The organism is Pantoea sp. SYBGC1, from assembly GCF_057197005.1.
In genome coordinates this window covers 970,674-992,264 of record NZ_JBXUNM010000001.1, presented here as the reverse complement: position 1 = coordinate 992,264, position 21,591 = coordinate 970,674, and the positions used below count along the sequence as shown (strand labels likewise).

Annotated in this window: 12 protein-coding genes; 5 read left to right on the top strand and 7 right to left on the bottom strand. The window is 59.2% G+C overall.

What is annotated here, in order from left to right:
* Nucleotides 1-31: 31 nt before the first annotated feature.
* Genes mdtC through AC2CF9_RS04615 form a run of 3 tightly spaced genes read right to left on the bottom strand, consistent with a single transcriptional unit; the run spans nt 32 to nt 7,433 of the window.
* Nucleotides 32-3,109 carry a multidrug efflux RND transporter permease subunit MdtC gene (mdtC, locus tag AC2CF9_RS04625; protein ID WP_484556353.1) on the bottom strand — a complete coding sequence of 1,026 codons (3,078 nt, stop codon included), beginning with the start codon at nt 3,107-3,109 and terminating at the stop codon, nt 32-34.
* A complete protein-coding gene (locus AC2CF9_RS04620; RefSeq protein WP_484556352.1) occupies nt 3,106-6,228 on the bottom strand; it encodes an MdtB/MuxB family multidrug efflux RND transporter permease subunit in 3,123 nt (1,040 codons plus the stop codon). Before AC2CF9_RS04620 ends, mdtC begins: the two co-directional genes overlap by 4 nt.
* Nucleotides 6,228-7,433 (bottom strand): MdtA/MuxA family multidrug efflux RND transporter periplasmic adaptor subunit, encoded by a 1,206-nt coding sequence (locus AC2CF9_RS04615; protein ID WP_150016471.1) that lies wholly within the window; start codon nt 7,431-7,433, stop codon nt 6,228-6,230. The genes AC2CF9_RS04620 and AC2CF9_RS04615 overlap by 1 nt, the downstream gene beginning before the upstream one ends.
* A gap of 244 nt (nt 7,434-7,677) precedes the next feature.
* Between AC2CF9_RS04615 and AC2CF9_RS04610 the strand changes: the two genes are divergently transcribed.
* Together AC2CF9_RS04610 and AC2CF9_RS04605 are read left to right on the top strand one after the other, a co-directional pair.
* Nucleotides 7,678-8,640, top strand: coding sequence for an aldo/keto reductase (locus AC2CF9_RS04610; RefSeq protein WP_150016470.1), 963 nt, complete (start codon nt 7,678-7,680; stop codon nt 8,638-8,640).
* 214 nt (nt 8,641-8,854) lie between these two features.
* A complete protein-coding gene (locus AC2CF9_RS04605) occupies nt 8,855-10,189 on the top strand; it encodes a carbohydrate porin (RefSeq protein ID WP_484556351.1) in 1,335 nt (444 codons plus the stop codon).
* Nucleotides 10,190-10,233: 44 nt separating this feature from the next.
* Here AC2CF9_RS04605 and yegD read toward each other — a convergent pair whose 3' ends face one another.
* The 3 genes from yegD to AC2CF9_RS04590 form a co-directional block, all read right to left on the bottom strand.
* Complete coding sequence (yegD, locus tag AC2CF9_RS04600) at nt 10,234-11,586, bottom strand: molecular chaperone (protein WP_484556350.1); 1,353 nt, start codon at nt 11,584-11,586, stop codon at nt 10,234-10,236.
* Between the two features lie 76 nt (nt 11,587-11,662).
* Nucleotides 11,663-14,227, bottom strand: coding sequence for a diguanylate cyclase (locus tag AC2CF9_RS04595; RefSeq protein ID WP_150016467.1), 2,565 nt, complete (start codon nt 14,225-14,227; stop codon nt 11,663-11,665).
* 118 nt (nt 14,228-14,345) lie between these two features.
* Nucleotides 14,346-14,957, bottom strand: coding sequence for a phosphatase PAP2 family protein (locus AC2CF9_RS04590; protein ID WP_039385398.1), 612 nt, complete (start codon nt 14,955-14,957; stop codon nt 14,346-14,348).
* Between the two features lie 233 nt (nt 14,958-15,190).
* On the opposite strand from AC2CF9_RS04590, the gene udk reads away from it, so the two are divergent.
* The 3 genes from udk (at nt 15,191) to asmA (ending at nt 18,352) form a co-directional block, all read left to right on the top strand.
* On the top strand, nt 15,191-15,829 hold the full coding sequence (udk, locus tag AC2CF9_RS04585; RefSeq protein ID WP_039385396.1) for a uridine kinase: 639 nt from the start codon (nt 15,191-15,193) through the stop codon (nt 15,827-15,829).
* An 85-nt stretch (nt 15,830-15,914) separates the two neighbouring features.
* On the top strand, nt 15,915-16,496 hold the full coding sequence (gene dcd, locus AC2CF9_RS04580) for a dCTP deaminase (protein WP_039385394.1): 582 nt from the start codon (nt 15,915-15,917) through the stop codon (nt 16,494-16,496).
* Between the two features lie 59 nt (nt 16,497-16,555).
* A complete protein-coding gene (asmA, locus tag AC2CF9_RS04575) occupies nt 16,556-18,352 on the top strand; it encodes an outer membrane assembly protein AsmA (protein WP_150016465.1) in 1,797 nt (598 codons plus the stop codon).
* Nucleotides 18,353-19,440: 1,088 nt separating this feature from the next.
* On the opposite strand, the gene AC2CF9_RS04570 is transcribed toward asmA, so the two are convergent.
* Nucleotides 19,441-21,009, bottom strand: a complete 1,569-nt coding sequence (locus tag AC2CF9_RS04570) for a TerC family protein (RefSeq protein ID WP_484556349.1) — start codon at nt 21,007-21,009, stop codon at nt 19,441-19,443.
* Between the last annotated feature and the right edge of the window lie 582 nt (nt 21,010-21,591).

The window sequence follows — 21,591 nt, the reverse complement described above, 5'->3', positions numbered from 1 at the left end:
GCGCCCCCTACGAAACCGGGTGGGGCGCCCCCTACGAAATCCGCGTGGCTGCCGGCTCTTTGACGGCTTTGCGGCGGCGTAATTTATCCATCAGCAGATAGACCACCGGGGTGGTGTAGAGCGTCAGCAGCTGGCTGACCACCAGGCCGCCGGCGATGGTGATGCCCAGCGGCTGCCGCAGTTCGGCACCGTCGCCGCTGGTCAGCACCAGCGGCAGGGCGCCAAACAGCGCGGCCAGCGTGGTCATCAGAATCGGGCGAAAACGCAGCTGACACGCCTGGAAAATCGCCTCGCGCGGACTCAGCTGCTGCTGTCGCTCCGCCTCCAGCGCAAAATCGACCATCATGATGGCGTTCTTTTTCACAATCCCTATCAGCAGCAAAATGCCAATCAGCGCAATCAGGCTGAACGGCGTATCAAACAGCTTAAGCGCCAGCAGCGCGCCGGTTCCGGCCGACGGCAGCGTCGACAGAATCGTGAGCGGATGCACATAACTCTCATACAGAATGCCGAGCACGATATAGACCGCTGCGATAGCTGCCAGCATCAGCCAGAGCTGGCTGGACTGCGACTGCTGAAATACCTGCGCGGTACCGGCAAAGCTGCCGCGCACGCTGGAGGGCACCCCCAGCGCCGTCATGGCACGATCGATCGCCGCGGAGGCCTGCGACAGGGACACGCCTTCCGGCAAATTAAACGAAATGGTTGTCGCCGCAGAAAGCCCCTCATGGTTGACGGAGAGCGGTGCGTTAGCGGGCTGCCAGCGGGCAAAGCCGCTCAGCGGAATCGCTTTGCCGTCGCTATTGACTACAAACATCTGGTCGAGCGCGCTGATATCCTGGGTATAGCGCGGATCCACCTCCATCACCACTTTGTACTGATTCAGCGGCTGATAAATGGTTGAGATCTGACGCTGACCAAAGGCGTTGTTCAGCAGATCGTTGGTGGCTGAAACGTCTATGCCGAGGCGCGCCATGCTTTCACGATCGTATGTGATGGCCATTTCGCTGCCTTTATCCTGCTGGTCGGAGTTAACGTCAGTGAGCTGCGGCAGGGCAGAGAAGGCCTTACGGATTTTGGGTTCCCACTCACGCAGATCGGCAAGGTTGTCCGACAGCAGGCTGTACTGATAGCTGGCGTTCGACTCCCGTCCGCCGACGCGGATGTCCTGCACTGCGTTGAGATAGAGGCTGGCGCCCGGCTCTTTAGCCAGTTTGGTACGCAGGCGGGCGATCACCTGCTGGGCGCTTTCGCTGCGCTCAGAGAGAGGCTTCAGCGCCACAAACATCAGGCCGCTGTTGGTGCCGAGGCCGCCGGTAAAGCCGGTGACGTTATCTACCGCCGGGTCCATTTTGATGATATTCATAAAATCTTCCAGCTTGCCGCGCATCGCCTGAAACGAGATGCTCTGATCGGCAGACAGAAAGCCGCTCAGGCGACCGGTATCCTGTTCCGGCATAAAGGTTTTGGGTATCGTAATAAACAGCCAGACGGTCATCGCTACCGTGCCGCCCAGCAGCAGCAGTACCCAGATGGCGTGGCGCAACACCCAGCGCAGCGAGCGGGCATAGCCATCCTGCGTCCGCTGCAGCAGACGGCTGAACAGCCCGGGCGCGGCAGGCTGTGCCGGCTGCGGCTTCAGCAGATACGCGCACATCATCGGCGTCAGCGTAACGGAGATAAACAGCGAGATCAGGATCGCCACCGACAGCGTAATGGCAAATTCCGAAAAGAAGCGTCCGATAATGCCGCCAATCATTAGCAGCGGCAGAAACACCGCAATCAGCGACAGGCTCATCGACAGCACGGTAAAGCCCACTTCGCGGACGCCGGTCAGCGCCGCCTGCAGCGGCTTCATGCCGGCCTCCACGTGGCGGGCAATGTTCTCCAGCACCACAATCGCATCATCCACCACAAACCCGGTGGCGATAGTCAGCGCCATCAGCGACAGGTTATTAAGACTGAAGCCACACAGATACATGGCAGCAAAGGTGCCAATCAGTGAGACCGGCACTGCCGCAGCAGGAATAAGCGTGGCCCGGCCGTCGCGCAGGAACAGAAACACCACCAGAATCACCAGCACCACGGCAATCACCAGCGACTGCTCGACTTCATGCAGCGAAGCGCGGATAGTCGGCGAGCGATCCTGGGCAATCTGCAGATCGATCGCCGCCGGAATGAAATCGTGCAGCACCGGCAGTTCAGCGCGAATGCGATCCACGGTATCGATGATATTGGCGTCCGGCGACTTACGGATCACCAGCAGCACCGCCGGCTTGCCGTTGGTCATCCCGGCGTTACGCACATCCTGCACCGAATCCTGCACGCTGGCGACATCGCTCAGGCGAACCGCCGCACCGTTGTTATAGTGCACTACCAGCGGCTGATAGGCGCTGGCGCTCTGCAGTTCATCATTGGTGCGCAGCTGCCAGCGCTGCTGGCGATCGTCGATTGCGCCCTGCGGTCGTCGCTGGTTAGCGTTACTGATGGCGCTGCGTACCGCATCCAGCGACACGCCCTGATTAAACAGCGCCTGCGGATTGAGATCGACGCGCACGGCGGGCAGCGAACTGCCGCCTACCGTGACGTCGCCGACGCCCTCAATCTGCGACAGCTTTTGTGCCAGCTGCGTCGAGGCGTAATCATAGAGCTGACCCGGATTATAGTCGTCCGAAGTCACCGTCAGGATCATAATCGGCGCATCCGAGGGGTTCGCTTTTCGATAAGAAGGCCGGCTCGGCATGCCTGACGGCAGCAGGCTCTGCGCCGCATTAATCGCAGCCTGCACATCGCGCGCGGCACCATTAATATCGCGGTCAAAATCAAACACCAGAATGATGCGCGTGCTGCCCAGCGAGTTCGTCGAGGTCATCTCGCTCACGCCGGCGATGCGTCCCAGCGAGCGCTCCAGCGGCGTGGCCACCGAGGCGGCCATGGTTTCCGGTGAGGCACCCGGCAGCGAGGCCGAAATCATAATCACCGGAAAGTCGAGCTGCGGCAGCGGAGCCACCGGCAGCAGACGAAAACCAAGCATTCCCGCCAGCGCAATCGCCAGCGTCAGCAGGATGGTGGCGACCGGCCGGTGAATGAAGAGGGCAAAAAACTTCACGACTGCGCCTCCGGACGACCGAAGCGCCTGCGGGTAGCGTGCGCCAGGCGATCAAACAGCAGATAGATGACCGGCGTGGTAAACAGCGTCAGGATCTGGCTGAGGATCAGGCCGCCCACCATAGCGATGCCGAGCGGATGGCGCAGCTCAGCGCCGACGCCGGTACTGAGCATCAGCGGCAGCGCGCCCAGCAGCGCCGCCAGCGTGGTCATCAGGATCGGGCGAAAGCGCAGCAGGCAGGCCTGATAGATCGCATCACGCGGCGCCATGCCCTGTTCACGCTCCGCCGCCAGCGCAAAGTCAATCATCATAATGGCGTTTTTCTTTACAATACCGATCAGCAGGATGATGCCGATAATGGCGATGATATCGAGCTCGTTGCCGCTCAGCATCAGCGCCAGCAGCGCGCCGACGCCCGCGGTGGGCAGGGTAGAGAGAATAGTAATCGGGTGAATAAAACTCTCATACAGCACGCCAAGGACGATATACATTGCGACCACGGCCGCCACAATCAGCCAGACGGTGCTGCTCAGCGCGGCTTCAAACGCCAGCGTACTGCCCTGGAACTGCGTGACGATATCTGCCGGCATACCCAGCGCCCCTTCTGCGGCGGTAATGGCCTGCAGCGCCTCCTCCAGTGAATAGCCATCGGCCACGTCAAAAGAGAAGGTCGCGGACGGGAACTGATCGAGATGATTAATGCTGAGGGCGGTATGCCGCTCCTCTGTGCTGGCGATAGCGCTGAGCGGTACGCTGCCGCCGTCGCTGCTTTTAAGCCGGATCCCCTCCAGGCTCGCCAGTCCCGGCGTCTGCGCGTTATGCTGCTCCAGCACCACGCGATACTGGTTCGCCTGCGTGTAAATCGTTGAGATCAGCCGCTGACCAAACGCGTTATACAGCGCATTATCGACGTCAGCCATGGTGATCCCGAGCCGGCTGGCGCTGTCGCGATCGACGCGCACATACGCTTCCAGCCCCTGATCCTGCCAGTCGCTGCTGACGTTGCGCAGCTGCGGCGCCTTTTCCAGCTGGCCGATCAGCGCCGGGACCCAGCTGCTCAGGGCGTCAAGCGAGCCAGACTGCAGCGTAAACTGATAGGGGGTACGGCTGCTCTGCGTCTCAATGGTGAGATCCTGCACCGGCTGCAGCCAGAGTGAGACGCCCGGGATCTGCGCCACCGCCTGCTGCAGCCGCGCCTGCACCACCGGAATGCGGTCGTCGCGCTCGCTCAGCGGCTTGAGGTTGATCTGCAGCCGGGCGCTGTTAAGCGCAGGATTGGTGCCATCCACCCCGACAAAAGAGGTCAGGCTTTCAACCGCCGGATCCTTCATCACCGCTGAGGCAACATCGCGCGTGCGCTGCGCCATACTGGCGTAAGAGACCGACTGCGGCGCCTGCAGGGTGCCCTGAATAATGCCGTTATCCTGCTGCGGGAAGAAGCCTTTCGGGATCATCACCCACAGCAGCACCGTCATCAGCAGCGTGCCGAGCGCCACGCTGAGCGTCAGCCACGGATGCTGCAGCACGCGCGTCAGTCCACGTCCGTAACCGTCAATGACCCGCTCAAACAGCGCCTCGCTGGCGCGCGAGAAGCGGTTCTGCCGGCGCAGTGACTCCGCGCTCAGCATGCGCGCGCACATCATCGGCGTCAGCGTCAGCGACACCACGGCTGAGATCAGAATGGCGATAGCCAGCGTGACGGCGAACTCGCGAAACAGCCGGCCAATCACATCGCCCATAAACAGCAGCGGGATCAGCACCGCAATCAGCGAAAAGGTGAGCGAGATAATGGTAAAACCGATCTCTCCCGCTCCTTTCAGCGCGGCGGTGAGCGGCTTCTCGCCTTTCTCGATATAGCGTGAAATATTCTCAATCACCACAATGGCGTCATCCACCACAAAGCCGGTGGCGATAGTCAGCGCCATCAGCGTGAGGTTGTTGATCGAGAAGCCCATAAAATAGATGGCGGCAAACGTACCAATCAGCGAAAGCGGTACCGCCACGGCCGGAATGATCGTAGCCGGTACGTTGCGCAGAAACAGATAGATGATCATAACTACGAGCGCCATGGCCAGCATCAGCTCATGCTGCGTATCAGATACCGAGGCGCGAATATTGGTCGTGCGATCGGTCAGCAGTTTCATGTCGACCGATTTGGGCAGCGTGGCGGTAAGCGATGGCAGCAGCGCCCGGATATTATCAGCGGTGTCGATAATATTGGCGCCGGGCTGACGCTGGACGTTGAGCACAATCGCCTGCTGGCGGTTAGCCCAGGCACCCAGCCAGCTGTTCTCTGCACCCGATTCAATGGTCGCAACGTCGCCCAGCCGCACCGGCGCGCCGTTGCTGTAGCTGATAATCAGGCGGCGGTAATCCTCAGCCGATGTCATCTGATCGTTTGCTGACAGCGTGATAGATCGCGCCGGGCCATCAAGGCTGCCTTTCGCTGAGTTGACGTTGGCGTTACTGATAGCCGTGCGCACATCTTCGCTGGTCAGCCCTAACGCTGCCAGCGCCTGCGCATTCATTTTGACCCGCACCGCCGGACGCTGTCCGCCGGAAAGGGTGACCAGGCCTACGCCGGAGACCTGCGCAATCTTCTGCGCCACGCGCGTTTCCACCATATCCTGCACCTGCGTCAGCGGCAGGCTGGTCGTGGTGACCGCCAGCGTCATGATAGGCGGATCGGCCGGGTTGACTTTGCTGTAGGCGGGCGGATTAGGCAGATCGCCAGGCAGCAGGTTAGTGGCGGAGTTAATCGCCGCCTGCACCTCCTGCTCCGCCACATCCAGCGCCAGCGACAGCTGAAACTGCAGCGTGATCACCGAGGCGCCGCCGGAACTTTGCGACGCCATCTGTTTCAGCCCGGACATCTGGCCAAACTGGCGTTCCAGCGGTGCGGTAATCGACGAGGTGACCACATCCGGACTGGCTCCGGGATAGAGCGTGACAACCTGAATCGTGGGGTAGTCCACTTCCGGCAGGGCGGAGACCGGCAGAAAGCGGTAGCCAAGCAGGCCAGCCAGCAGGATCGCAATCATCAGCAGCGTGGTGGCGACCGGGCGTAAAATGAACTGACGTGACGGACCGCCGCCAGCGTCAGGAGGCAGCACCTGCATTATTGACGCTCTCCCCGGGCTGGCTGCGCGGCACGCGTGGTCTCTGTTGCCGTACTCTGCGGCGCCACGACGTCAACCGTTGCGCCGTCGGTGAGGCGATCAATGCCGTCGGTAATGACCCGCTCACCCGCCTCCAGTCCGGCACTGATTACCACTTTCTGGCTATCCTGCAGTCCGGCGGTGACGCGTTTCTTGCTGACTTTGTTCTCGCTATTAACCACCCAGACAAAGTGGCCCTCATTGCTCATCTGCAGCGCGGCGGCCGGAATAGTCACCGCATTCTGCAGCGTATCCGCTTTCAGCCGTGCGTTAACAAACTGGTTGGGAAACAGGGTGTCATCTTCATTGCTGAAGCGTGCTTTCAGCTTAATGGTGCCGGTAGTGGTATCGATCTGGTTATCCAGGCTCAGCAGCGTGCCCTGCGTCAGCAGCGTGGTGTTGCTGCGATCCCAGGCCTCCACCACCAGCGGCTGACCGCTTTTCTGCGCTTTCAGGATCTGGCTGATATAGCTCTCAGCCACGCTGAATACCACATCAATCGGGTGCGTCTGGGTGATCACGACCAGGCCATCGGTGTCGCCGGCGGTAATGTAGTTGCCGATGTCGACCTTGCGTAACCCGATACGTCCGGCAATCGGCGCGGTGATGCGGCTGTAGGTCAGATTCAGCTGCGCACTCGCAACGTTGCCCTCATCAGCTTTAATGGTGCCCAGCGTTTCGCTCACCAGCGCGCGCTGGGTGTCGAGATCCTGTTGTGAGACCAGGGACGTTTTCGACAGCTTCTCATAGCGGCTGAGATCGCGGCGGGCATTCGCCAGCGTGGCCTGATCCCGGGCCAGCTGGCCCTGCGCCTGCGTGAGAGCAACCTGATACGGGCGCGGATCGATCTCAGCCAGCAGCGTGCCGGCAGCCACCTGCTCACCTTCCGTAAAATGCAGCGCCATCAGCTGCCCCTCAACGCGGCTGCGCACCGTAACCGTATTTGCAGCGGTAACGGTGCCGAGGCCGTTCAGATAGTAGGGCACGCTTTGCAGTTCAGCCGTTGCCGCCTGTACCGGTGCGGCTGGCCGGTTTGCGGCACCGCGCTTCTCTTTAGCCTGCGCCGGCTGTGCTGGCGTGGCGCGCGAGTGCCAGGCGTAATAACCGCCAGCCGCTACCGCCAGCGCGATAAGAATTAACAGACCTGTTTTGGTTCGACTCTTCATTACTCTGCGTGCTCTCCAGCCATGTCGTCTTCCTGATATGCCTGCCCACATCCGGACAGCGCAAACGAAAATAAGTGTAGCCGCCTGCGCCAGGCGAAAATTGAAGGAATTAAGAATATCTGCTCAGCGCGGCGTAAAGGATTTCCCGGTGCTGACACTATTCTGGCATGAATAGACCCCGGTGCGACTTTTTCATTTGCTACGCTTAAAGACAAACCTATCTTGTTTAATCAGGGAGAGCGCAATGAAACAACCTGCAACCCGTCAGCTGGGCGACAGCGGTATTACCGTTCCGCGCCTGACTTTTGGTGGTAATGTTTTTGGCTGGACAGTCGATGAGAAGACCTCCTTTTCACTGCTGGATGCGCTGGTCGAAAATGGCCTGTTTTTTATTGATACCGCGGATGTCTATTCCCGCTGGGTGCCGGGCAATCAGGGAGGTGAATCGGAAACTATTATCGGCAAATGGTTAAAGCAGAGCGGCAAGCGCGATCGGATCGTGCTGGCGACCAAAGTCGGCATGGAGCTGTCGCCGGAAAAAACCGGGCTGAAGCCCGCGTATATCCGCCAGGCGATAGAGGATTCCCTGCGCCGGCTGCAGACGGATGTGATCGATCTCTATCAGGCGCATCGCGATGATGAGCAGACGCCGCTGGCAGATACCCTGAAGGCGTTTGATTCCCTGATCAAAGAGGGCAAGGTGCGCGCTATCGGCGCCTCAAACTACTCCGCAGCGCGTCTGCAGGAGGCGCTGGATGTCAGCAGTAAAGAGGGGCTGGCGCGCTATGAAACGCTGCAGCCGGAATATAACCTTTACGATCGCGAAGGATATGAGAACGGCCTGGAGCAGGTGGCGGTGAAAAACGGTCTTGGCGTGATCAACTACTACTCGCTGGCGAGCGGCTTTCTTAGCGGCAAATATAAAAAGCCGCAGGATGCGGGTAAAAGTCCGCGCGGTCAGGCGATAGTGGAAAAGTATCTCAATGAGCGCGGCAGCCGCATTATCGAGGCGCTGGAGGATATCGCTGCCTCACACGATGCGTCAGCCACGCAGGTGGCGCTGGCGTGGCAGATTGCGCGTCCCAGCATCACCGCGCCGATTGTCAGCGCAACATCGCTGGCGCAGCTGGATGAGCTGGTAAAAGCTACCCAGCTGGAGCTGAGCAAACAGGAAATTGAGGAGCTGGCGCGCGCCAGTCACCTCTGATCCCGCCCGGGGTGCTGCGGCACCCCGTATATTGATACAGAGCAATCAATAGTCACTGTCACATTTTAAATGTTTAAATCTTAGATATTCATCACAAATACGTTAATCCACTGTCTGATCGGGCGTAAATCCACACGAAATTGCAAAACCCTGCTGCTGCCCGGCACTATCCTCTGCGCGGTTTTCCCTTATAACTTTGCAGAAGATAACAACGATGAAAACAATTTTTGCTTTGCACCCGCTGCCGCAACTGGCTGCGGGCACGCTGATGCTGGCTGTGTTCAGCTCTGCCGCCGGCGCGGCAGAGGCGTTCAGCTACGATTCGCCCTGGATGCTGGGCGACTGGAACGGCAGCCGCACCCAGCTGGAGAGTGCCGGCGTGAAGTTTGACGTAAATTACACCATGGAGAGCGCCGCTAATCTTGGCGGCGGAGCGGACAGCCACACCTCAATGCGCTACAGCGATCAGTGGGCGTTTGGTGCGAACCTCGATCTGCAAAAGCTGCTCGACTGGCAGGATGCGCAGTTCCAGGTCACCGTCACTAATCGCGACGGGCGCAACATCTCCGATCAGGTAGCCGATCGCCGTACCGGCATGCTCTCCTCCGTGCAGGAGGTCTATGGCCGCGGCCAGACGTGGCGTCTGACGCAGTTCTGGCTGAGCAAAGGGCTGTTTGACAATCGGGTTAATCTCAAGGCCGGACGGGTCACCGTGGGTGAAGATTTTGACAGCCTCGACAGCAAGTTTCAGAACCTTGCCTTTGGCAGCGGTCAGGCAGGCAACTGGCGCGGCGATCGCTGGTTTAACTGGCCGGTTTCACAGTGGGGCGGACGCCTGAAAGCGAACATTACGCCCGAGCTCTTCTTCCAGGTCGGTTTTTACAACCAGAATCGCGCCAACTACGATCGCGGCGACGGTTTCCGCCTGGATACCCGTCATTCAGAAGGTAATCTGGTGCCGGTCGAGCTGGGCTGGAAACCGACCCTGGGCGCAGCGGGGCTGCCGGGCAACTATCGACTCGGCTATTACTACTCATCCGTAAACGGGGATAATTACGGCAGCTGGCGGGACGGGAGCTATCAGCGCCAGGATCACGCTTATGGCGGCTACCTGCTGCTGCAGCAGCAGCTGACCGCGCAGGGTGGAGATGCCAGCCGCGGAGTGGGGATAACGGTGCAGGCGGTCATGAACGATCGCAAGACGTCGAAAACCGATAATTATCAGTCCATCAGTTTTACCTGGAAAGGGCCGTTTGATGCGCGTCCGCAGGATGAAATTGGTATCGGTGCCGCGCGTATTCACGTTAACAGCGCTTACAGCCGCGCCCTGCGCCAGCAGAACGCAGCCAGTGGTGAAACGCGCTTTGACAGCCCGGCTTATCTGCCGCTGCAGGCGGGATCGGAATACAACTATGAGATTTACTACAATGCGCAGCTGGCGAAGTGGCTGCAGCTGCGGCCTAACCTGCAGTATGTGGTGGCGCCGGGCGCGGTCGGAGAGGTGAAAGATGCCTTTGTCGGCGGCATCTCAGCCAATATCAACTTCTGACGGGCGGGGGAGGAGGCGCAGGCTGCGCCTCCTGTTACGATCCGCTAGCGGAACATCACCTCTGCCCAGCGCGCCAGACCGGCGGTTACCGAACCAAAGTCGTTGCCGCCGGCAATCGGGGTATCGGGCAGCGCCTGCTGCAGCGCCGCACGCAGCAGCGGCGAGCGTGCGCTGCCGCCAGTGAGATAGATCACGTCCGGTCGGGTTTCGCTGGTGGTCAGCGCCAGCTGTACCTGCTCCAGCATCCGCTCAAGCGGCTGGCTGATCGCCTCTTCCAGCTGCGCCGTGCTGATCTCCGCCTGCAGCGACTGCGCAATAAACGCCAGCGACGCATCCGTTTCCGCCTGCGCTGAGAGCGCAATTTTGCTCTCTTCAGCCGCGCGCACCAGCCGGTAGCTTAGCTTCTGCTGCCATACTTTGAGCAGATGCGCCACGCGGTTTCCCTCTTCTGCATCGCGTACCAGATCCTGCAGCAGCTTACCGCAGGCGGCAGAGTAGAACTCGCTCTGTGCCGGGACGTCATTGATGGCCACCGCGTTCCACCACGGCAGGGCGGGGAGCGCCGTGCCTTTGCGGGTGCTGCCGCCCAGACCCAGCAGCGGCATCAGCGTTTTAAACGCCAGCATGATATCAAGATCGTTACCGCCGACGCGGCAGCCGCTGTGCCCCAGCAGGCTGGCGTGGCGGTCAGTTTTCTGGCGCCACTCCGGCCCCATCAGCAGCATCGAGCAGTCGGTGGTGCCGCCGCCGATATCGACCACCAGCACGCGCGTCTCTTTGTCTAGCGTGGCTTCAAAGTCCAGCCCGGCGGCCACCGGCTCAAACTGAAACTCAACGTCACGAAAGCCGGCGCGCTGTGCCGCACGCAGCAGGATCCCCTGCGCCTGCTGGTTGGCATCGTCACCGCCCAGCCCCTGAAAGTTGACCGGGCGACCGATAACCGCCTGGTCAATCTGCTCTCCGAGCTGCGCTTCACCCTGCTGGCGGATATGCAGCATCATGGCGCACACCAGATCTTCAAAAAAAGCGATCTGCTGCGGCTTCAGGCCAGAGGCGCCTAAAAAGGATTTCGGTGATTTGACGAACCAGACATCTTCCGGCTCCGTCATATATTGCTGCAGCGCGGTCAGGCCAAACTGCACGCTGCCGGGCGTAATCTCGATATCTTCTTCGCGGTTGTAGCGCAGTGCGCGCTGCAGCAGGGCGGTGTTTTCGCTCGCGGGCGTAGGCACCTGATGGTGGCGATGCAGCCATTCGCTGATCGCCTCGCGCACCGGCGCGCAGATCATTGAGGGCAGCAGCGGCTGGTCATTTTCCAGCGCCAGCATCCGTGGCGTGCCGTTATCGCTTACTGCGATAGCGCAGTTCGCTGTGCCGTAGTCAAAACCGATATACATCCTATGCCCCATGCCAGAAAAAAAGGGGGCGACTTTAGCGCAGGCTGGTCATGCTGGCAATATGCAGTGCGCTGCTTTATCTCTCCGCATCCTGATAAACCTGATACTGACCGCGCCCGGCATGCTTGGCGCTGTAACAGGCGACATCGGCCTGCGACATCACCACATTGCTGAGGCAGTTGCGCGCATTAATCTGCGTAATGCCGGCGCTGGCACCCACCTGATAAGGATGCGTTTTCCAGTAAAAAGTATAGTTATTGACGACATCAACGATGCCCTGCACCAGATCGCGGATCTGATCGACCTCGCAGTGCGGCAGCAGAATACCAAACTCATCGCCGCCGAGGCGCGCCAGCATATCGCTGCTGCGCAGCTGCTGCTGCATCAGCACCGCCAGCTCGCGCAGCAGCGCATCCCCCGCCGCGTGACCGGCGGTATCGTTGACCGCTTTGAATTTATCCAGATCGATAAACACCAGCACATGCGGCGTGCCGGTGACGGCCGCATCATTCACCAGCCGTTTCAGCTGATCTTCAAAACTGGGTCGGTTAGGCAGCTGCGTCAGCATATCGTGTGATGCGCTATAGCTCAGGCGCTTCATGATCTGGCGCGACTCGCTGACATCCTGAATGACCATCACCACCCCAATGGTGCTGCCGGTCAGGGTTTTCAGCGGCGTAATACTGTAGTGGATCTCTATCTGCGCGCCTGCCAGCGTATGCAGCACCAGCCCCTCATCCAGTGCCGGAGAGATTTTTTCGTCCGGCAGCGTGCAGAGCAGCAAATTGTCGATGCGCGGGCCGTCAGCGCCGCGCGTGATATTCAGCAGCTCGCTAAGCGGCGTGCCGGCCGCCTGCTCCTGCGGCCAGCCGCTCAGGCTCTCAGCAACCGGATTCATAAAGGTCACGCACATCTCATCGTCGGTGCTGATCACCGCTTCGCCAATCGAATCCAGGGTGATCGCCATACGCTCTTTTTCCTGGAACAGCGCTTCATTAAGGGTTCGCAGTGAGGTGATATCCTGGCAGATCCCGAGCATACGTTCGATCTGTCCATCCTGGCTCAGGATACGATTCGCTTCTGAGCGAATAAACTGTACGCCGTGCGGCAGGTTGAGACGATACTCAAGATGAAACGCCGAGCGGCGCTCAATCGCCTGCTGCACAATCAGCGCCAGGCTTTCGCGCTCGGCCGGGTCGACCAGGTGCAGCCAGAGGTCATAAGTGGGTTTCTGCTGCGGATCCAGTGCAAACAGCTCATACATGCGCTTGTCCCAGAGCATCTCCCCGGTTTTCAGGTTCCACTCCCAGACGCCGATGCCGCCCGCTTCATTCGCCAGCGTAATGCGCTCCATCAGCTGGCGGTTGCGCTGCTCGCTCTGCCGCAGCTCGGAGATATCGACAATCTGCGCGATAAAATAGAGCGGCTGCTGCTGGGCGTCGCGCACCATAGAGACGGTCAGACGCGACCAGACGATTTCGCCATCTTTGCGGAAATAGCGTTTTTCAAAGGTATAGGACATCAGGTCGCCCGCCAGCAGACGCTCCATCAGCTGCAGATCGCTGTGCAGATCGTCCGGATGCGTGATCTCCTGAAAGGTCAGCTGCGTCAGTTCATAGGCGCGGTAACCCAGCGTACGGCACAGTGACTGGTTAACCTGCTGCCACTTCCCGTTGGTGCCGACCAGCGCCATACCGATAGCAGAGTACTCCATCGCATTGCGGAAGCGCGCTTCGCTCTCGGTGATATGATTTTTCTCACGCCGGAAAGCGTCCATGATCAGCGCCATGACATGGCTGGGCAGCAGCACCAGCAGAAAGGGTAGCCAGGCAGAGACCGGACCAGGCGCAGCGCCGCTCTGTACCGGGTTGACCCAGTCCAGTGCCAGCAGCAGCGAGATGAAACTGGCATTGATAAAGCAGAGCAGGAACGCTTCAAATTTTGGCAGCCGGACTGCACACCAGAACAGGATCACCACGATAAAGGTAAACGGCCACGGCAGAAAGCGCAGGGAGAGATAGCTGGCGAGCAGGGTAACCAGCAGCGTCAGCAGGGTCTCCAGCTGACGGCCCGGCGCGATCAGTTCACGCAGCGGCTTAGCGGGCCACAGCAGTACCACCGGACCAAAAGCCAGCACGCCGATCACTTCCGAAATCACCCAGGTCGAGAAGAAGGGGAGCAGCGCCTGCTTCTCCACCTGCAGCAGCCAGAGCGCAATCACTCCGCCCAGCAGGGGAGCCAGCAGGCCGGCGCAGAGGGCAAAGCGGATCCAGTCGGGCAGGGCGTTAAGCGGCGCGCGGCGATTCAGCAGCAGACGCAGCATGCCGCCGGCCAGCAGCGCCTGTATCAGATTCAGAAGGGCAAATTTAGCATTACTGAGCGCAGGACCAATAACCAGCAGATTCGCCAGCGCCGTGCCCGCGACGCAGCCCGCCAGCAGCAGCGGAATATGTTTTAGCGGCGCGCGGAAAACGACGCCGGTCATCAGCGCCGTTGAATACCACAGCGGCGAAATACGACCGCTGACCACAATCAGCTCCAGACAAAACAGCGTAAGCAGAAAAGCCAGTATGCTCAGCGTAACGGCAGTCAGCCAGCGGCCTGGCGATTTATCCTGCGCGGTGCCTATCTTAACAATCATGTACCAGTCCAGCAGCGCGCAACCCGGTATGGGGAAAATACGCCAGTCAGTTTCTGCCCTGCATGCTAGCACATTCAGACAGGATCTTTACGCTGAATTGGCTTAAGTCATGACGCTTTCAGCGAAAGAGGTCGGCACGCTTAAACGGTTTTTCCAGTCCGGCGAGCTTGACCGACAAACGTTCCAGAAACTGCTGCGTGGTGGCAACGCGCCCGTGGCCCATCAGCAGCAGCGGCACCAGGAAGGCGACGCCAACCTGCAGGGCGCTAAAGCCTTTCAATACCGTGCGGCGCTGGCTGATGAGAAACGCGCTGCTCAGGGTAAAACCGAGCAGCAGGCCCGCCAGCACTTCACTGACGGAGTGCGCATGAATAACCAGGCGGGAGAACCCCACCATGAGCGGGATCGCGTACCCGATAGCGATCGTTACGGCGCGCCAGAAAGTGGACCAGCGCCCGGAGATCAGCCACATCATTACCGGCCAGAGCGTGGAGGACATCGCACTGTGGCCGCTGAAGCCGGTGAAATTAAAGCGTGCGCTGCCGATGCCAAAGCCAAGAAACATAATTTTAGACAGGCTGACCAGCAGACCGGCGAGACCAAACGCCAGCAGCCAGTACCAGACGGTACGCTGGCTGCTGCTTTTCCACGGCAGCACCAGGGCGATGATCACCGCGGTGGGGATCAGCAGCATGCTGTCGCCAAAATAGGTCAGTGTTCTCCAGCTCATATTTTTCCTTGCAGGGCTAACGGGCGACCCGCACAAACCGGGCGCGGGCAGCCCGACAGTCTATCGGTTCAGCGGCTGCCTGCCAAAAGGAGATTTTCTGAAAAAGGGCACCGCCGCATTTGCTCTGGCGTCAAACCGGCGAAATACCTATAATTGCCGCCACCAAACCCTCTCATTTGGCCCGTTGCTGCTTCGGCAGAGGCGTGCTCCCAGTTATCAGGTCTTAAAAAAGTATGACTGACAAGTCCCATCAGTGCGTGATCGTTGGCATCGCAGGTGCATCTGCATCCGGAAAAAGCCTTATTGCCAGCACGCTCTTTCGTGAAATCCGTGACCAGGTCGGTGACGAGCATATCGGTGTGATCCCCGAAGATGCCTACTATAAAGATCAAAGCCACCTCACCATGGAAGAGAGGGTAAAAACCAACTATGACCATCCAAGCGCGATGGATCACGATCTGCTGCTGCAGCATCTGCGCGCGATCAAGTCAGGACAGGATATCGATCTGCCGGTTTACAGCTACGTTGAACATACCCGCACCAGCGAGAGCATTCATCTGAAGCCAAAAAAAGTGATTATCCTTGAAGGCATTCTGCTGCTCACCGACGCGCGCCTGCGTCAGGAGATGAACTTCTCTATTTTTGTCGACACCCCGCTGGATATCTGTCTGATGCGCCGCATGAAGCGCGATGTAAATGAACGCGGTCGCTCTATGGATTCCGTCATGAATCAGTATCAGAAAACGGTCCGTCCGATGTTCCTGCAGTTTATCGAGCCTTCCAAACAGTACGCCGACATTATTGTGCCGCGCGGCGGTAAGAACCGTATCGCTATCGATATTCTCAAAGCGAAAATTAATCAGTATCTTTGATACGCTGCTTCGGCATGGATCGAATGCGTCAGGGCTGTCACCGTGCTGGCGGCCTTTCGCTACACTTAATTAGGGAGTTACTGCGATGAGATTATGCGATCGCGATATTGAAGCCTGGCTCGACAGCGGCAAGCTGGCCATTGAGCCGCGTCCGCCGGTGGAACGCATCAATGGCGCCACGGTAGATGTGCGGCTGGGCAACGGGTTTCGTACCTTCAGCGGTCATACTGCCGCCTTTATCGATCTGAGCGGGCCCAAACAGGCGGTAAGCGCCGCGCTGGATCGGGTAATGAGTGACGAGATTGTGTTACCGGATGGCGAAGCGTTTTTCCTGCATCCGGGTGAGCTGGCGCTGGCGGTGACGCTGGAGTCGGTGACCATTCCGGACGATCTGGTCGGCTGGCTGGATGGACGTTCTTCCCTGGCACGACTAGGGTTAATGGTTCACGTTACGGCACACCGCATCGATCCGGGCTGGCAGGGGCGTATCGTGCTGGAGTTTTACAACTCCGGCAAGCTGCCGCTGGCGCTGCGTCCCGGCATGCTGATTGGAGCGCTGAGCTTTGAACCGCTATCGGGCCCGGCTGCACGTCCCTATAACCGGCGTGAAGATGCAAAATATCGCGGTCAGCAGGGTGCTGACGCCAGCCGTATCGATAAAGATTAATCGCTGTACCCGCGCCCGGGCAGGGCTGATGAGGCGCGGATCATCACATTGAGGATGCAATGAGAAGATTGATAACCACGCTGGCCATCCTGTTAGTGGTAGTGGTGGCAGGGATGGCCGCACTGGTACTACTGGTTAACCCCAACGACTTTCGCGCCTACATGGTAAAACAGGTAGAGCAGCGCAGTGGTTATCAGCTGGTCACGGGCAGCGATTTGCGCTGGCACGTCTGGCCTCAGCTCAGCATTCTTTCCGGACGTATGAGCCTTACCGCACCTGGTGCCAGCCAGCCGCTGGTGACCGCCGAAAACATGCGGCTGGATGTCGATCTCTGGCCGCTGCTCACGCATCAGCTCAGCGTCAGTCAGGTGATGCTGAAAAACGCGATTATCCGCGCCACGCCGGAGAGCGCGCCGCAGAAACCTGGTGGTGCTCCCATCGGCCCTGGCGACAGCGAGCCGACATTAGCCGCCTCACAGAGCTGGAGTCTGGCCATTGCGAAACTGCGCGTGGCTGACAGCCTGCTTATCTGGCAGCAGCCAGGCGGGGAGGAGTACAACTTCCGCAATCTTAATCTGAGCCTGGATCAGGACAGCCGCAAACAGAACCACATTGAGCTGAGCACGCGCCTGTCGCGTAACCAGCGCAACCTCAGCGTTACCCTGCAGGGCGAGATGGATGTCTCACGCTATCCGCATCAGATCAGCGGCGAGCTGGCGCAGCTTGATTATGCGCTGGATGGCGCGAATCTGCCGGTACAGGGCATTAAAGGCGCGCTGAGCGGAAAGGCGATATGGAACGCTGATAAACAGCAGTTCTCGCTGGCTGATATGCAGCTTACTGCCAATGACAGTACGCTGCAGGGCAGTGCGGAAGGGCGCATTGCGATGCCGCAGCAGCTGCGCCTGGCGCTGCATGCAACCTCGCTGAACATCGATAACCTCGCCGTCAGTACCCCGGTCAGCAGCGGCAGCGGGACCGTGCAGGCCGCGCCGGTACAGCCCCCGGTTATTGCGGAACCGGTACTGCGCAATAACGCCGATTCGCCGCTCAATACGCTCGATCTGCAGCTTGCCCTGAAGGCAGACCAGAGCCAGTGGCGCGGGCTGACGCTCAGTAACCTGCAGATCGACGCCAGCAATCAGCAGGGGCTGATGACGCTCAGCCGGTTACAGGGGCGGCTGGGTGACGGTCATTTCTCGCTGCCGGGTCAGATTGATATCCGGCAGCCGGTTACCCGGGCTGCGTTTCAGCCTGAGCTGGAGAATATTGCGATTGCCCCCCTGCTGAAAGCGCTGGCGCTGCCCGCTGCGCTTGAGGGGACGCTATCGCTGCAGGGTAAGGTGAGCGGAGCCGGGCTGAGTGTAGAAGAGGCGAAGCAGAACTGGCAGGGCAGTGCCGATCTTGAGGCCACCAATCTGCAGCTCACGCAGCTTAATCTGCAACAGATGGTGCGCCGCGCCGTCGCGCGCGCCAGTAGTCAGGTCACCAACGACCAGCCTGATAGCCAGGGCATACAGCAGCTGGCGGGCCATATCAGCCTGCAGCAGGGGAAAGTGGCGTTTACCGATCTGCAGGGCGGCAGCAGCCAGCTGGCGCTTCAGACGCGCGGAACCGTTGACGTTGTGCAACAGCAGCTGGATGTCACCATCAATATGATGCTGCGCGGCTGGAAAGGGGATGAGCGTCTGGCAAAAGTCCTGAATCAGCAGCCCATTCCGCTCCGTATGTATGGTCGCTGGGACAAACTGCAATATTCGCTGCCGATAGATGATGTTGTGCGCCAGCAGCTGCAGAGCGAAGCGAAATCGCGTCTTAATCAGTGGCTCGATCGCCATCCGTCACGGGCGCATTGATTCGCCAGGTGCGCGAACGACCGGGGGGCGCATTAACACACCAGGGACGAATCAATACGCCAGGGGCGCATAAATGCGCCCCCTACGTTTTGTAGGGGCGCCATTTATGGCGCCCGGGTGCCGGGTTGCGGATTGCGACTGGCGCATAAAGATGCCAGGGGCGCATAAATGCGCCCCCTACGGTTTTGTAGGGGCGCCATTTATGGCGCCCGGATGCCGGGTTGCGGATTCTGACTGGGACGCGAACACACCAGGGGCGCATCAATACGCCAGGGGCGCATGAATGCGCCCCCTACGGTTTTGTAGGGGCGCCGTTTACGGCGCCCGGGTGCCGGGTTATGGATTCTGACTGGGACGCGAACATGTCAGAGACACATAAATACACCAGGGGCGCATAAATGCGCCCCCTACGGGGTTGTAGGGGCGTCATTTATGGCGCCCGGATGCCGGGGTGTGGATTGCGACTGGCGCATAAAGATGTTAGGGGCGCATGAATACACCAGGGGCACATCAACACACCAGGGGCGCATAAATGCGCCCCCTACGGTTTTGTAGGGGCGCCATTTATGGCGCCCGGGTGCCGGGTTGTGGATTCTGACTGGGACGCGAACATGTCAGAGACACATAAATACACCAGGGGCGCATAAATGCGCCCCTTACGGTTTTGTAGGGGCGTCGTTTACGGCGCCCGGATGCCGGGTTATGGGTTGCGACTGGCGCATAAAGATGCCAGGGGCGAATCAATACGCCAGGGGCGCATGAATGCGCCCCCTACGGTTTTGTAGGGGCGCCGTTTACGGCGCCCGGATGCCGCGTTGTGGATTGCGACTGGCGCATAAAGATGCCAGGGGCGAATCAATACACCAGGGGCGCATAAATGCGCCCCCTACGGTTTTGTAGGGGCGCCATTTATGGCGCCCGGGTGCCGCGTTGTGGATTGCGACTGGCGCATAAAGATGCCAGGGGCGCATGAATACACCAGGGGCACATCAACATGCCAGGGGCGCATAAATGCGCCCCCTACGTTTTGTAGGGGCGCCGTTTACGGCGCCCGGATGCCGCGTTGTGGATCCCGTAGGGGGCGCTGTCTACGGCGCTTCTGATAAAGGATGCGGCATAATTTCCACTTTCTGCACCCGATGATTCTCCACCTGCAGCGCGCGCAGCAGGTAATTTCCTATCCGCAGCTCTTCACCCTCTTCGGGAACATGCTGCAGCGTGTCCATCAGCAGGCCGGCCAGCGTGTGATAATCGCGTTTATCATTTACCGGCAGCGCGACATAGAGCGCCAGATCGTCCAGCGGCATATGCCCGTTTGCGATCCAGCCTCCCTGCGGGCCGGGTTCGATATCGTAGCGCGCATCCAGCTCCTCTCCTTCATTAGGCAAATTACCGGCGATAGTCTCCATCACGTCGCTCAGCGTCACTACGCCTTCGACAGAGCCAAACTCATCGACAATAAAGGCGAAATGCGTGCGCGCCTGGCGAAACTGCTCCAGCGCCTGCAGCAGCGTTACCCGCTCCGGAAACACCAGCGGCTGACGGATCAGCGCGCGCAGGTCAAGGGAATCACTGTGCAGCGACTGATGCAGCAGATCGATAACGTGTATCACCCCCAGCGGATCGCGGCTATTTTCTGTCACCAGAATACGCGTGTGCTGATTGCGATCGAGCTTCGCCATAATCTCTTCAGGCGCTTCACTTAAATCAACCGATTCCACATCGTGCCGGGAGGTCATAATGGTGTTGATCTGCCGCTGCGCCAGCCCCAGCACCCGGGCGATCATCAGCCGCTCCTGACGATTAAACAGAGCGCCTTCATCGCTGTGACTCAGCAGCGAGGCCGTATCCGCATCCAGTTCAGCACGCTGCGCCTCTCCGCGCAGAATGCGCAGGACCGCTTCTGCCGTGCGCTGGCGTAGCGGCCGGCCGGCTGACAAAAAGCGGCGGCGATTAAAGCTCGCCAGCTGATTGAGCATTTCAATCAGAATAGAGAAACCGATAGCGGCGTAGAGATACCCTTTAGGAATAACGAAGCCAAAACCCTCTGCAACCAGGCTAAAGCCAATCATCAGCAGAAAGCTCAGGCAGAGGATCACAATCGTGGGATGACTGTTCACAAAACGCGTCAGCGGCTTGCTGGCAAGTAGCATAAGCAGAATAGCGATAGTGACCGCGGCCATCATTACCAGCAGCTCATTGACCATGCCTACTGCTGTGATGACGGCGTCGAGGGAGAAAATGGCATCCAGCACCACAATCTGCGCCACTACCGGCCAGAATTTAGCGCCGTTCTTATTTTGACCGCCTTCATCGTCACCCCCTTCCAGCCGCGCATTCAGCTCGGTAGTCGCTTTATAGAGCAGGAAAATACCGCCCAGCAGCAGCAGCAGATCGCGTGCGCTAAAGCTATGCTGCCAGATTGTGAGCAGAGGCTGCGTCAGCGTGACCAGCCATGAAAGCGAGGCCAGCAGCCCGAGGCGGGTCAGCAGCGCCAGCATCAGGCCGATCACGCGCGCCCGATCGCGCAGCAGCGGCGGCAGCTTTTCGACCAGAATGGCAATAAACACCAGGTTATCAATGCCCAGCACCAGCTCCAGAATGATTAGCGTCACTAATCCCGCCCAGAGCGACGGATCAAGGATCCACTCCCACATACTCATGTCACCGTAATGTCTCAAAATGGGTTTAATCTGATGATAGTGAACGGCCGGAAACAGGGCAAAACTCTGCCGGCCCTGCGGATATAAGGTTACAGGCGCTCACCAGGAAAATGTTCAGCGCGCAGCAGGCAAAATAAGCAAAATGTATGGATTAAGAATGCAGGAGGAGGGGCGTCACGCACAATTAATTGTTATGCCACATGGCAAGGTTTGCCGCGTACATTTTACCAATCGTATATCCGAATAATTCTGAATTTTCACCGCTGATTGCGCGGCAGATGTGGCGTCATTACTAATGGCTGGTAGTCTTTTTCCTAAAATAGCACAGGGGGCACGGGCCCTACTTGTAAACAAGCCAGTAATAACTAGTATAGCAACGTGTTAGTAAATGTCCGCGCCAATCTGGTTAATCGCGCAGGGTAATGCATTTTAAAGTTGTGAATTGTGAACCTGCACGATCCTGCCAGGAGTTATCCTGGAAAAATGGTTAAAAAAGCGCAAAACAGGATGAGCAGGCGGTATTGGCAGCGACAGCCAGGGGCGGTAGCGTGCCTGAACCGGCTTAAACAGGAAATG

What these genes read in the sequence shown, in the direction of transcription:
- AC2CF9_RS04620 (WP_484556352.1), bottom strand. Translation starts at nt 6,228, where the DNA reads ATGCAGGTGCTGCCTCCTGACGCTGGCGGCGGTCCGTCACGTCAGTTC.
- AC2CF9_RS04615 (WP_150016471.1), bottom strand. Translation starts at nt 7,433, where the DNA reads ATGAAGAGTCGAACCAAAACAGGTCTGTTAATTCTTATCGCGCTGGCG.
- AC2CF9_RS04610 (WP_150016470.1), top strand. Translation starts at nt 7,678, where the DNA reads ATGAAACAACCTGCAACCCGTCAGCTGGGCGACAGCGGTATTACCGTT.
- AC2CF9_RS04605 (WP_484556351.1), top strand. Translation starts at nt 8,855, where the DNA reads ATGAAAACAATTTTTGCTTTGCACCCGCTGCCGCAACTGGCTGCGGGC.
- yegD (WP_484556350.1), bottom strand. Translation starts at nt 11,586, where the DNA reads ATGTATATCGGTTTTGACTACGGCACAGCGAACTGCGCTATCGCAGTA.
- AC2CF9_RS04595 (WP_150016467.1), bottom strand. Translation starts at nt 14,227, where the DNA reads ATGATTGTTAAGATAGGCACCGCGCAGGATAAATCGCCAGGCCGCTGG.
- AC2CF9_RS04590 (WP_039385398.1), bottom strand. Translation starts at nt 14,957, where the DNA reads ATGAGCTGGAGAACACTGACCTATTTTGGCGACAGCATGCTGCTGATC.
- udk (WP_039385396.1), top strand. Translation starts at nt 15,191, where the DNA reads ATGACTGACAAGTCCCATCAGTGCGTGATCGTTGGCATCGCAGGTGCA.
- dcd (WP_039385394.1), top strand. Translation starts at nt 15,915, where the DNA reads ATGAGATTATGCGATCGCGATATTGAAGCCTGGCTCGACAGCGGCAAG.
- asmA (WP_150016465.1), top strand. Translation starts at nt 16,556, where the DNA reads ATGAGAAGATTGATAACCACGCTGGCCATCCTGTTAGTGGTAGTGGTG.
- AC2CF9_RS04570 (WP_484556349.1), bottom strand. Translation starts at nt 21,009, where the DNA reads ATGTGGGAGTGGATCCTTGATCCGTCGCTCTGGGCGGGATTAGTGACG.